This window comes from Streptomyces sp. NPDC002896, from assembly GCF_040295225.1.
Lineage (GTDB): Bacteria > Actinomycetota > Actinomycetes > Streptomycetales > Streptomycetaceae > Streptomyces.
Map to the genome: position 1 here is coordinate 68,877 of NZ_JBEOVA010000029.1, position 12,895 is coordinate 81,771.

The 12,895-nt window shown below is 68.5% G+C and carries 10 protein-coding genes; 1 reads left to right on the forward strand and 9 read right to left on the reverse strand.

Annotation, left to right across the window (positions count from 1 at the left end):
* Positions 1-298: 298 nt before the first annotated feature.
* From ABT009_RS36780 to ABT009_RS36820, 9 genes are all read right to left on the reverse strand, one after another.
* Positions 299-952 (reverse strand): M15 family metallopeptidase, encoded by a 654-nt coding sequence (locus tag ABT009_RS36780; protein WP_351305279.1) that lies wholly within the window; start codon positions 950-952, stop codon positions 299-301.
* Positions 949-2,154 (reverse strand): protein-L-isoaspartate O-methyltransferase family protein, encoded by a 1,206-nt coding sequence (locus ABT009_RS36785; protein ID WP_351305225.1) that lies wholly within the window; start codon positions 2,152-2,154, stop codon positions 949-951. Before ABT009_RS36785 ends, ABT009_RS36780 begins: the two co-directional genes overlap by 4 nt.
* Positions 2,151-3,656 carry an NUDIX domain-containing protein gene (locus ABT009_RS36790; RefSeq protein WP_351305227.1) on the reverse strand — a complete coding sequence of 502 codons (1,506 nt, stop codon included), beginning with the start codon at positions 3,654-3,656 and terminating at the stop codon, positions 2,151-2,153. The genes ABT009_RS36785 and ABT009_RS36790 overlap by 4 nt, the downstream gene beginning before the upstream one ends.
* Positions 3,657-3,751: 95 nt before the next feature.
* The gene (locus ABT009_RS36795; RefSeq protein ID WP_351305229.1) at positions 3,752-3,979 is read right to left on the reverse strand and encodes a hypothetical protein; all 228 of its coding nucleotides are present in this window, start codon (positions 3,977-3,979) and stop codon (positions 3,752-3,754) included.
* A 493-nt stretch (positions 3,980-4,472) separates the two neighbouring features.
* The gene (locus ABT009_RS36800; RefSeq protein WP_351305230.1) at positions 4,473-4,793 is read right to left on the reverse strand and encodes an SUKH-4 family immunity protein; all 321 of its coding nucleotides are present in this window, start codon (positions 4,791-4,793) and stop codon (positions 4,473-4,475) included.
* 747 nt (positions 4,794-5,540) lie between these two features.
* Complete coding sequence (locus ABT009_RS36805; protein ID WP_351305232.1) at positions 5,541-6,188, reverse strand: pyridoxamine 5'-phosphate oxidase family protein; 648 nt, start codon at positions 6,186-6,188, stop codon at positions 5,541-5,543.
* 543 nt (positions 6,189-6,731) lie between these two features.
* A complete protein-coding gene (locus ABT009_RS36810; RefSeq protein ID WP_351305234.1) occupies positions 6,732-7,397 on the reverse strand; it encodes an HAD family hydrolase in 666 nt (221 codons plus the stop codon).
* Between the two features lie 59 nt (positions 7,398-7,456).
* Positions 7,457-7,861: an MDR/zinc-dependent alcohol dehydrogenase-like family protein gene (locus tag ABT009_RS36815; protein ID WP_351305236.1), complete on the reverse strand. Its 405-nt coding sequence runs from the start codon at positions 7,859-7,861 to the stop codon at positions 7,457-7,459.
* Between the two features lie 45 nt (positions 7,862-7,906).
* The gene (locus tag ABT009_RS36820) at positions 7,907-9,352 is read right to left on the reverse strand and encodes a glyceraldehyde-3-phosphate dehydrogenase (RefSeq protein WP_351305237.1); all 1,446 of its coding nucleotides are present in this window, start codon (positions 9,350-9,352) and stop codon (positions 7,907-7,909) included.
* A 468-nt stretch (positions 9,353-9,820) separates the two neighbouring features.
* On the opposite strand from ABT009_RS36820, the gene ABT009_RS36825 reads away from it, so the two are divergent.
* Positions 9,821-12,742 carry a SpoIIE family protein phosphatase gene (locus ABT009_RS36825; RefSeq protein ID WP_351305281.1) on the forward strand — a complete coding sequence of 974 codons (2,922 nt, stop codon included), beginning with the start codon at positions 9,821-9,823 and terminating at the stop codon, positions 12,740-12,742.
* Positions 12,743-12,895 lie beyond the last annotated feature (153 nt).

Here is a 12,895-nt window from a genome sequence, read left to right on the forward strand (position 1 = left end):
TCCTCGAACTCGGGGATGAGGGATCCCGGCAGGGCGGCTGCATGGCCGGCGGATGGGGTGGTCTTCCTGTCGGCGCCGTGCGGTCCGTTGGTCCCGTCCTGGTGATCATCGGCGGCCGTCTGCCCGGGCCAGGTCCCCGGCCGCCGTCAGGTTCGGGTCCGCGTCTGGCCCTTTCACGGCAGGCGCCAGCGGACGGCAGGCGCCAGCGGACGGCAGGCGCCAGCGGGACGGCGGGCAGGGGCGGACAGCGGGGAGGACACGGCGCGGGCTGCCGGCGGCTCCTTGTGGCGGCCGTGGATCACGGCAGGTCCCTCGGGCCGTACAAGGCGGCCCTCTGACCGGTCGCCAATGCCCAGTAGCGGTCCCCGTAGCTCCAGTGCCACCACTCGGTGGGGTAGTTCACGAGTCCAGCCGCGGACAGGGCGCTGCCGAGCGTGTTCCGGTTCGCCCTGGCCAGTGGGCTTATCGAGTCGGCTGCGGTGTAGCAGGCGCCGCTGCTCTCCTCCGGGCTCGCGTTCATGCGCGTTCCCATGTCCAGCTCCAGTCGGTCAGCGTCGACGAGGGTCACATCGACGGCGGCGCCCGCACTGTGCGGTGCGATCTGCGGGGGAGAGACATACCGGCTGGCGGCCTCCCGGATCCGGGCGGGCGTCCAGTCCGGGTTGCTCCCGCTCAGCTCGGCGGCGTACTCCTCGAAGTACTGCCGCTGCAGCGCCGGCGGTCGGTAACCCTCGACGAGCAGCAAGCGCAGCCCGTCCGGCAGCAAGGACTGGGCGTCCACTAGCCGGTCGAGTACCCCCTGGCGCAGATACGCGAAGGCGCCGGCCGGGTCCTGCTTGCGGTCATCGACCAGCAGCGCACCGTGCGTGCGGACGTCGACCAGGCTCTCTCCGCAGTCGTCTACCGGAATCGCGGCCACACGCCGATCGGACATCAAGACGATGCTCATCAATCCTCCCAGTCCCATGAGTCGAAGTACGCCGTCGTGCCGGTGCGGCGTGCCTCCATCACGACACCGGCCCGGTGGTCCCGAAACCTCGTCGGCCACTGTCCAGGTCCTGGGCCGAAGTCCGCTTGCGGTGCGGTCATCACTGGGGATCCTCCGTGCGGGTTGTATGGGCCGGGTGAGGCAGAGGCCAGGACAGCGTGGTGTCGCCGGTGTCGCCGCTGACCCACTGCTCGCCGTGGCTGTCGAAGTGGATGCGGTAGGAGTTGGGTTTGCCGGCGGATCGCCACAGGGCAGCGATGGTCTGGATCTCGTCCCAGATATCCATTGCTGCCCTCCTCCGCCTTGATGCGGTTCAGGAAGGCGTGGGAGATGAAGACCCTCTCGAAGCCGTGGCCGGGACGGTGCCCGAACTCCACCGCGCGCAGGACGGCTTGGAGCCGACCGCCGACCGTCTTACTGATGACCGCGAGGCCGGGCCAGGACGGCGATGTCCCGCTGACGTGCGCCAGCGCCCGGCCTTCCGGTGCGAGTTGCTCCCCCCAGGCTTCGGCGACTCGGGGGACGGCGTAGGAGACGAACAGGCGGTCGTAGGGGGCTCCTGCCGGCCACCCGGCTTCGCCGTCGCCGGTCACGGCCGTGGGGTGGTGGCCGAGGTCAGCCAATCGTGCCCGGGCGGCCGCGGTGATGTGCTCGTCCCGGTCAAGGGTGACCACACCGCCGCCGCCACTGATCCAGCACGAGACGGCTGCCGTGACGCCGGCGCCCGTGCCGACGTCGAGGACCCGGTCACCGGGCCGCAGTTCGAGGTCCTGGAGCAGAGCGGCGGTCATGCCGACCGTGCTGGACATCGAGGTGATCGCCCCGCCCGACCGGGCACCCCGTACCCGGCCGAGGATCGGCTCCTCGGAGTGCTGGATCAGCACACTCTCCCCGCCGTACAGCAGTCCGAGCAGCTCCTCACGGTCGCCCGGTACGGACCAGTCCAGCATGTCCCATCGCGGGGGTTTCTCCTCCGGCCGGCTGCGCCGCACGTAGGCCTGCGGCATCAGCACTTCCCTGGGGAGCGCTCGCAGCGCCTCGCGCACGGGCCCCTGCCGTAGTTCCCCTGTGCCTTCGAGACGGGCGACCATCGCTGCTCGTGCGTCCGCCGCGCGCTGCGATGCGACGGAGAGGCCGTCCTGAGCCGGTGTGGGGTCGGTCGTCATGCCCACCCCATCTCGGAATAGGCGCGGCCTTCGAGGATGCTCGCGATTGAGGCCCGTGTGTAGGGAACGACGTTGTCCGGCAGTGCGGCCGGGTCCCACCACTGCCAGCGCACGCACTTGTCGGGTTCACACAACGTCGGCTCGCCACCCCACCGCAGCGCCTTGAAGATGATCTGCATGCGGGGCCGGTCGCCTGGCTGGTCGACCAGATGCATCACGTGCGCGAACTCAAGGTCTGCGGGGTCGATCACGAGACCGGCTTCTTCCTCCGCCTCGCGCACGAGGCACGACCGCGCGCTCTCCTGCTCGCAGTGTCCGGCCAAGTAGTGCCAGAGGTCTGCGGCGTAGGCGGAATCGGGATGCCGCAGCCCGAGCAGGATCCTCCCCTCGGTGTCCTGCAAGAGCAGATGCACGCCTACGACGTTGAGCACCGTCCCGGCCGGGTCCTTCGCGGAGGACTGCCTCGGCACCTGCGGCCGGCGCACCGCGGCAGGCCGAGCAAGACGCCCCGGGCCGGAGACCGGTGGACTGGGGTGCTGCTTCTGGTGCTGCTGGACCAGGGCGAGGGTGGAGGGGCCGAGCGGAAGGCGAGGCATGATCTCCGGGCGGAACCAGGCCAGCATCACGCCCTCGTGCAAGGTCAGATCCGCGGGGTCCCCGTTCCACAGACCGGCGTACACCTGGATCGGCACGGTGGTGCCAACCGTGGCCGTGGCGCTTTCGATGGCAAAGGGCTCCAGCACGGTCATGTCGAGGCCTGCCTTCTCCATCAGCTCCCGCCGGAGGGTGTCCTCCAGCGAGGCATCCCCCGTCTCGCGGCCGCCTCCGAGCAACGCAAACGTGCCCGGCGACCAGATGCCGGGAACGTTGTCTCGCAGATGCAGCAGGTATTCGCCCGCATCGTTGTAGATCAGCGCCGAGGCGTTCACCGGCTCGGCTTGACCGTCGAGCCCGGAGCCCGCGAGTTTGGCGCGCAGCGTCGGTGAGCTGACCTGGTCGAAGGTGCGCCACTCCCACCCGGAGACCTCCTCGGCCTGAAGGGCGATCTCGGGAGTGTCGTGGGCCAGGTTGAAGGCGAACCGGAAGTCGTAGTGCGCGTGAGCCGGTTCGCCCTTGGCGGCGCTGGCATCGATGCCGTGGACGTCGATGTCGACGGGCCCATCAAGGAACTCGGGTGTGAGGCACAAGGCTTCGGGCACGATCCCGGCCTCTTCATGCACCTCACGCAGCGCTGCCCCGACGAGGGTGCTGTCCCCGGCCTCGACGTGGCCGCCCGGCGCGAGGACCTTGCCGCTGGCCTTGTGGTGGATGTGCAGAACGCGGCGGGGGCGGTCGATCACGACGCCGCTGCATGTGATGTGTCCCGGCAGCGTCGAGCGGCTCGTGGGATCGTCCGCCTCATCGAGCGCGGCCGACAGACCGGCAAGGCGATCGCGTTCGCCGGGATGACGGTCCAGGTAGGAGTTGACGAGGTCACGGATGTGGGATCGGGTGGGCGGCATGTAAGCACCTCACGGGCTTGGGGGAGTGGGTGGCGGCGGCCCCGGCGTGCGGCACGGCGGGCAGGGCGGCGGGTGTGTCATCACCCCACCTCCTCTCATGCGGCGGCGGAGCGGGGCTGGTAGCCGCCGGCGTGGAGGGTGAATATGGCGGCGTAGTGGCCGCCGAGGTCCATCAACTGGTCGTGGGAACCCGCCTCGGCGATGCGCCCGCTGTTTGCCAGGCGAGCCGTCCGATCTGACGGCCGCGGGCGCAGGGGGAGCGGGGCGGGCCGCGGCACCGGTACGCGGCTGTCGAGGGGGTTTGCATCGGTGGACTCGCTCATGCTGCCCACCTCGTATCCGGGCGTGCTGAACGGCGGGTGAAGGTGTCTACGTCGCGTACGTCAAGCGCGGACAGGATCGCGGCCGGCCGGTTCTGTTCGAATCCCCAGGGCTGGTTCACGGGGGTAGGTACAGGCTTCATGATGACCTCCATCGGGGCGCTCGGGTGGCACTGGTGCTCTAAAAACGCGTCTGATCCGGGGTCGTCACGGCTTTTTCGGTGGCAGCTTGTGAACGTATGTTCTGATGTGGCCGGTTGGTCGTGAAGCGCTGGGCTCGGCGCGTCCCAAACTCGTTCGAACGGGCTTGGCTCACTCCGTCGAGGGATTGCCAGGGTGCTGTTGCACGCACGCGGTGCGGGCGTGGCCGGCCGGGCCGTGGGCGGCGAGCCGAGGCCCTTTCAAGGCGAGGTGCCCTGCAACAGCGCGGCTAGGTGCCCGGGCGGTCATGCTTGCCGAGCATCTTGACGGCCAGTTCCGGATGGGCCTTTGTCCGCTACGCGTTCGGTCGCTGCGCCTGGTGCTGCCGGCGGTACAGGGCGATGGCGGTCTCGGTCGGGTAGTTGGGGACGGCGATGGTTTCACCGGTGTCTTTGGCTACGACGATTTTGCTGCCGCCTGGAGATGAGGGCCGCGGTTGGCCTGTGGTGTCAGTGGTGGGCGGGAAGGTTGCGTACACCAAGTAGCCGATGTCGAATTCGTGGACGTGCATGGGGGCCGGGGTTCCGTCGGGCAGTTTGGGCTGGGCGTAGCGGCTGCGGACGATGGCCAAGGCTTGTTCGGGGGTCTTCGGGGGAACCGGGTTGTCCGGGGTCATGAGCGGGTCTCCTTGCCGTGGCGGTCGTATAGGGCTGAGTGCCGGATCGGGTAGCGAAGCTGATCCGCCCCCGCCGGGCACTGGGAGGGTCGCCCTGGCTGCCTCGCAGCAGGTGCTTGCGAAGGTATTCCGATTCGCCGTCTATCGGCATGCCGGCGTCCTGGGCGGGGCGGGCGATCGCCGGAGGCCCGACGGCGACGAACCAGCCGTCTGGCGTCCAGTCGTGCGGGACGATGCCGGTGTGCGCCCCCCACAGCCCCGTCGTACACCCGGGTCCGCCCGGGACGTCCGGCTTTGGTCAAGCCCAGCGTGTAGCCAAGCCCAGCGTGCAGCCAGCCTGGCGCGCAGCAGTGCGCCGCCGTCCAGGTCGGCATCGGCGAGACGCGCGCGTCGGTGTCGGAGTGGACCTCGGTCCAGTGATCACGGGGAGCCTGGCGCGTCGGTGAACCGGGCCGCAGGTCGGCCCGGCCGCCGCTAAGACAACGACGAACCGTCGGGCCTTGGGGGTTAGTCGGCAAATGCGGCAATACGTGCCGGCCACTACGGAGTGAGGATGTCCGGCTTCGAGCGCCGGGCTGCGAACCGCCATGTGGCCCCCACGTCTGCGGTGCGACGCCAGGTTCTGAACAGCGGCTTCTGTATTGGCTATCGGCTCTCGGCTATCGGTTATCGGCGCGAGTTCAATCGCGAGCGGGAGGCGCGGCGTACGCGTCGTGAGCGGCGGGGGCGGAGCAGAGCACGGACGCTTCAGCGGGCCCTGGTGTCCGAACTGGCCCGCCCGGGCTCGGCCGCGGCCCCGAAGTAGTCGCCGCCCTTGCGCCTGACGTCGTCGGTTCCCCAAGCCCTGCCGCCGGCGGTCGGCAGCTTGGCCATCCGCGGTATGTGCTTGGAGCAGTGGATGTAGGCCTCCTCGACCTCGATCTCGACCCACACCTGGGGGCGACGCCCGGGTACCGGATCGTGGGGGAGATCCGGGTGCGCGGTGCGCATGTCGTCGTCCGAGACGAGGCGGGCGGTGCCGTTGACGTGCAGGCCTATGCGATCACGGAGGAAGTCGATCATCAGGATGCCGACGTGGGGGTTCTCGCGGATGTTGCCGAGGCTCGCCATGACGCCGTTGCCGCGGTACTCGGGGTAGGCCAGCGAGCGTTCACCGAGCACCTGGAGGAACCCCGCCGGCCCGGCGCGGAAGGTGCTGTCGCACTCGCCGCGGCCGTCCGACGTGGCGAGGAAGAACATCTCCTGGCGCGCCACGAACTCGCGCATCCGCGAGTTGAGCCGGTCGAGAACCTGCTCGTCGTAGAACCGGTCGGCTCGGACAGAAGTGCCCAACTCCCGCTGGATCTGGTGCTCGCCGTGGCTTCCGGGCCGCTCTGCGCGCTCATCGTGGTGCAACGATTCTCCTGTGGCAGTGCTTGGGAGGGCGGTGGGTTTCTCGTAACAGGACCCGGGGAACCAAGAAGCGATCATTGCCAGCGCGGATGGCTTGGCCGCCGGCGTGCTCACCATCTGGGCCTGCAGGTTGACGCGCCCGGTGCCAGACGGCCTTCCGGAGGCGCCGCCGCCGGACCCTGCGCGGCCATCAGCCGGCACCGGGATGGTCAGCTGCGTCAGGTGGGGGGCTTGCAGCTCATTGCAGGTCTCCCAGGATCGATGCTGTCTGGCGGGGGGCAGGATGGCGATTTTCGGGCCGGTCCCGGTGGTTGACCCGACCCCCGGAAAGTCGGCTGACAGTCTAGGCGACGGGGTCGGCGACTTCGCCAGGCGTGAGCTACGCGATCTCCTCCTTCATATCGGTGTGTTGCGGGTAGCGGAAACAGGTGGCTGACTGCATGGCAGCGGTCATAGGCGACATAGCAGCGGTCGTAGGCGAAGTGGTCCGCCAGGAACGCGGCTTGGTCCGCGGACGGTCATGATGGGCACAGCCGGGCACCACGACTATCCCACTACGGCTGACTCCTGACGGACGAACGCGAGGATGTCGGGGACCGCTTCGCGCAGGCTCCCGAAGTGACGGTGTACGCCTGCCACCCCGATCGGTGCGTTCACGCCCCACACCGTCATACCGGCCCGTAGCCCTGCCTCCACTCCGGACGGGGCGTCCTCAATGACCAGGCAGTTGGCTGGCTCGGTACCGAGTTGCTCGGCGGCCAACAGGTAGGGCACGGGCGACGGTTTGCCCTCCTCCACCGCGGCGGCGTCCACAATGACGCGCGGCACCGGTAGGCCCGTCCGAGTAAATCGCCCACGCACCCGATGCTCATAGTTCGAGGTCACCAGCGCCCACGAACCCGACGGCAGGGCCTCCAGCAGCGCCGATACGCCGTCGAAGGCCGTATAGAGGCCGGACCGAACGTCGTCGTCCTCCAGTTCGTGCAGCACAGCCAGGCACTCCTTCGGGTCCTGGTCCGGAGCCACCTCCGCGAAGGTCTCCATCGGCCGCGTCCGCAGCGCCACCCGATAGACCTCAGCCGCGTCCAATCCGTAGCGCTCCGCCAGGGTTTCCCAGACCCGGCGTTGGTTGTCCACGGCGTCGATCAACGTCCCGTCGACATCGAAGAGGACGAACTTCCTGGGGCCGGGCCGCACAAGCTCATTGGTCACGCCGTGATCATGCCAGGGGCCTTGAAGACCACTTACGTGACGGTGCAGCCGGTGTCGCGTCATGCTGCGGCGTTGAGTACCACGCGGAAGCGGGCCTTGCCCGCGCGCATGTGCTGACAGGCCTTGGGAGCCTCGGAGAGCGGGAAGGTCTCGATGCCAACCTGGGTGCCGTTGGCGGCGCCGAAGGCGAGGTTGTCCTCGTTCGCGATCGAAGTGCCGGTGAGATGGCCCTGGATGGTCCGGGTGATCAGCTCGCCGGTCTGTGCCTGGACGGGGTCCGGCGCGGCGCCGAGGACAGTGAGCTTGCCGCGCGGAGCGAGCCCTGCCACGAGAGGGCTCATCGACGACCCGCTTGCGGCGGTGGCGAGGACCGCCGCGGCGCCGCCGAGGCCCTGCAGGGCGTCGGCCGGCGAGTGGCGGTGGGAGGGCAACCGGATGCCGAGTCGGATCGGTTGCCGTCCCACCGCCGCCCCGCCTGCCGGCACACCGGATCAGGCGGGAGGCCGGGATCAGACCGCCGGGGCCGGGTAGGTCGGGTACTCCACCCCGGAGACGTGCTGGACGACGCGGATGACCTGGCAGGAGTAGCCGAACTCGTTGTCGTACCAGAGGTAGAGGATCGCGTTGTCGTCCTCGACCTTGGTGGCGCCGGCGTCGACGATCGAGGCGTGACGCGAGCCGATGAAGTCGCTCGAGACCGCGTCGGGAGCAGTGGTGAAGTCGATCTGGCGCTTGAGCGGCGAGGTCAGCGACACGTTGCGGAGGTAGTCGAGGACCTCATCGCGGGTGGTCTCGCGCCCGAGCCGCAGGCTGAGGATCGCGATCGAGACGTCCGGCACCGGGACACGAATCGAGCTGCCGGTGATCGGCGCCTTGAGGTCGGGCAGCGCCTTGGCGACGGCGGAGGCCGCACCCGTCTCGGTGATGACCATGTTGAGCGGCGCCGAGCGGCCGCGGCGGTCGGCCTTGTGGTAGTTGTCCAGCAGGTTCTGGTCGTTGGTGAACGAGTGGACGGTCTCCACGTGGCCGCGCAGGACGCCGTACTCGTCCGCCATCGCCTTCAGCGGCGGGACGATCGCGTTCGTGGTGCAGGACGCGCAGGACAGGATCTGCTCGTCCGGCTTGATCGTGTCGTGGTTGACGCCATGGACGATGTTGGGGACGTCGCCCTTGCCCGGCGCGGTCAGGACGACCTTGTCGACGCCCGGGCGGAGGTGCTTCGACAGGCCCTCGCGGTCGCGCCACTTGCCGGTGTTGTCGATGAGGATGGCGTTCTTGATGCCGTACGCCGTGTAGTCGACCTCCGAAGGGTCGTTGGCGTAGATCACCTTGATCTCGTTGCCGTTGGCGATGATCGTGCTGTTCGCCTCGTCGACGGTGATCGTGCCCTGGAACTGGCCGTGTATGGAGTCGCGGCGCAGCAGCGAGGCGCGCTTGACGATGTCCTGGTCACCGCCCTGGCGGACGACGATGGCGCGCAGCCGCAGGCCGTTGCCGGATCCGGACTTCTCGATCAGCAGGCGGGCCACGAGGCGGCCGATGCGGCCGAAACCGTAGAGGACGACGTCGCGTCCCTCGCCGCGCTCGATCTTGTTGGCACCCGTGGCGCCGGCGACGGCCTCGGCGGTGAACTCCTCCACCGACAGACCGCGGTCTTCGGTCTTGTAGGTCGCGGCGAGCATGCCGATGTCGATCTGGGAAGGGCCGAGATCGAGCGTGGTGAGAGCCTGCAGGAACGGCAGTGTCTCGGTGACGGAGAGTTCCTCGCCGGCGATCTGCCGGGCGAATCGGTGGGTCTTGAGGATGCTGACGACCGACTTGTTCACCAAGGAGCGGCTGTGAAGCAGGACCGTGACGTCCCGCTCCCTGTGCAGCTTCCCGATGATCGGGATCATCGACTCCGCGATCTCTTCGCGGTGCTTCCAGTTGGTGAACGAGTCCTCGATGAGAGTCACAAGTTTATCTTTCGAGCTAGGCGGCGCTCATATGCTAACCCCTCGCTACTTTGATCGATCAAACGGTGTCAGCTGAGCGGGATGCCGTATCCGGCCCCCTGGCTGCACCAGGACGGGGAACGGCCGCCGTGTGGCGTAAAGGTGCGCGAGTTGCGGCCACGATGAGGCCCGTTTCCAGGCCTCCGCCGCCGGGCTCCGAAGCCACGGACTGATGGCCGACTCCCGGTGACGACGAGTGGCAATGACTGCCCTCGGGTCGTGCCGTGGTCACCGTGCCGGGGAGAGTGCGGCCGATCGGCCGGGCGTCGAGCCGCATGAGGCGGCCCGGTTTCGACTGCCGCACATACGGACAAATTCATGTAGAAACCCATGCACTATTCTTTTTGCTGGCGAAGTTCTCATACTCTTCGCGAAGCCGATAAGCGGCGTGATCGCCGCGGCCACGTTCCGGTGAGGGAAGTGATCCAGATGGGGCTCGCGGGGGATGCCACCGGTCCCTCGGGTGCCCGTGAGCGGTTCCTGCAAGGCGAGCTGATCGAGGGGGGTGTGCGAGGCCTCATCCTCAGTTCGTGGCAGCGCTGTCAGCTGCTGGGGCTCTCGCCGGACCAAACCGTGCTTCCCTACCGGGAGGACATCGATCTTGACAGTCGGCTCGTTCGCGCGGCCCGGCCGGTGCTCGACTGGCTGCAGTCCACATTTGCGGGCAGCCGGATGAACGTGGGCCTCGCGGATGGAGGCGGGACGGTGGTTCAGCGCCGTTTCGGCGAGCCGTCCATGGCCAGGCAGCTCGCTCCGATCCAGAGCGTTCCAGGGTTCGTTTTCACCGAGCAGGTCGCAGGCACCAACGGCATCGGTATCGCGCTGGCGGAAAGGCGACTCTGCCAGGTCTACGGGGCTGAGCATTTCGCGGAGCGCTCGCAATCAAATGCCTGTTCCGCAATTCCTGTCCGGGACCCGCTCAGCGGACGTATCGAGGGCATCCTCTCCCTCGGATGTTCGCGTACCGATGCGGACCCCGTGATGGACATCCTGATACGCGAGGCGGCCGATGCCATCGAACGCCGACTGCTGGAGCAGAACTCGGCACGGGAGCGCGACCTCCTGCGGGCTTATCTCGATGCCAGGCGCCGAGGGCGGATCGGCGAGGCTGCGACCCTGAAGGGGCAGCTGATAGGGGTGGAGGAGCTGGTTCGGAGCGGGCTGGACCGGCGTGATCAGATGATCCTCATGGAGAAGGCCGCCGAGCTGATCTCCTCGGCCCAGCGGGCCGGCGTCGAGGTTTCTCTGTCCCACGGTCGGCGGGTCACCCTCGTGAGCCATGTGGTGACGAGTTCCTCCGGCGTGGAAGGTATGGCCGTCGAGGCCGTCCTTCACGAGGACTCACCGCAGCTTCGACTCGACGTGCCCGCGTACGTCGGCATGCCGCTCGGCTTCATGGGGCAGTCTGCCGGGCCATCATCCGCCGTCCCGTCGCCGAGGCTCCTCCCCGGGGTCGCACCCATCCGGGCCGCCACGGTGGAGCCCCCGACCGCCCGCAAGGCTGCCGCGTCGGCCATCACCGACGACAGCGCCATCACCGACGACAGCACCGATGACGTGGCCGACCCGCGCTTGATGCTGCTCGGTGAGCCGGGAGTAGCAGTCCACGCCGTCGCGGCACGACACCGCCTGGAGCTGCTCTCCGAGGCCAGCACGCGCATCGGAACCACCTTGGACGTGAGCCGCACCGCTCAGGAACTCGCCGAGATGGCCGTCCCGCGCTTGGCCGATTTCGTCACCATCGACCTGCCCGACGCCGTACTTCGCGGTGAGGAGTCCGCCGATCCCCGAAGGGACCTGCGTCGCACGGTGGTCCATGGCATACGCGACGACTGTCCCTTCTATCCCGTCGGTGAGCGGATCGATCTACGCCCCACCACACCCCAGCTCCGTTGCCTGGCCAGCGGGCAGGCGGTGCTGGAACCCGATCTGAAAGTCGCCGCCGGCTGGCTTGCGCAGGACTCCGCGCACGCCGAGCGCCTGCTTGCGTGGGACGTCCACTCCCTCATCACCGCTCCGCTTCTGGCGCGCGGCATCGTCCTGGGCGTCGCCAGCTTCTACCGCTCGCAGGACCCCGCTCCCTTCGGGGACGACGATCGCTCGCTGGCCCAGGAACTCGCCACCCGCGCAGCCATCTGCATCGACAACGCCCGCCGCTACACCCGCGAACACACGACGGTCCTGGCCCTGCAGCGCAGTCTGCTCCCGCATCGAGTGCCCGAGCAGGACGCCGTCGAGGTCGCACATCGATATCTGCCCGCCGAGTCCGGAGTGGGAGGTGACTGGTACGACATCATTCCGCTCTCCGGCAGCCGCGTCGCCCTTCTCGTCGGCGACGTCGTAGGCCACGGGCTGCATGCCGCCGTCACCATGGGGCGACTGCGCATCGCCGCACGCAACTTCGCCGAGCTGGACTTCGCCCCCGACGAACTCCTCACCAAGCTCGACAATCTCGTGGCCCGCCTCGACCGTGACGAGGGCGGCGAGGAATCCGCCGGAGACGGCACCGGCATCATCGGCGCCACCTGCCTGTACGCCATCTACGACCCCACCGCGCAACACTGCACATTGGCCCGCGCCGGCCACGTCCCACCCGCGCTGGTTCACCCCGACGGCACCGTGACCTTCCCCGACCTTCCTGCCGGACCGCCTCTCGGACTGGGCGGCCTGCCCTTCGAAACCGCCGAAGTCCCCCTCCCCGAAGGCAGCCAGCTGGTCCTCTACACCGACGGGCTCGTCCAAGGCCGCCACCGCGACATCGACGCGGTGTTCGGCCAGCTGCGCCGCGCCCTGGCCCACCCGGACCGCGCACCCGAGGACACCTGCAAGGCGGTCCTGGAGACCGTGGTACCCGAACACCCTGGCGACGACATCGCGCTGCTCGTCGCCCGTACCCACGCCATGGACCCCGACCGCATCGCCGTCTGGGACCTGCCCGCCGACCCGGCCCGCGTATCAGGCATCCGCGCCGCCGTCACCCGCCGGCTGACGGACTGGGGACTGGACGAGATCATGTTCGCCGCCGAACTGCTGCTCAGCGAGTTGGTCACCAACGCCATCCGCCACGGCAGCGGGCCCATACAGGTACGCCTGATCCATGACCGCGTCCTGATCTGCGAGGTCTCCGACACCAGCAGTACCGCCCCGCACCTGCGCCGCGCAGCGGTCACCGACGAGGGCGGCCGCGGCCTGTTTCTCGTTGCACAGCTCGCCCAGGCCTGGGGCACCCGCTACACCAGAGACGGCAAGGTCATCTGGGCCGAGTGCGCCCTTGACGTCCCTGGAGCCGCCGCAGCCGGGGCAGAGGCCATGGCCGGGATAGATTGGGAGAACAGTCCAGACATTCAATGACTTAAGTGATGTAGTCGGGCAAAATTCCGAATCGTTCCATGAAGCAGTGGTTGATCTCAGAAACGGCGCACTGCGCACTCTTCATGCGGCGCCTTGCCCATGAGTCCTCAGTAGGTTCCTGATCCATAGGGGACGAACTCGGAAGCCGACCCC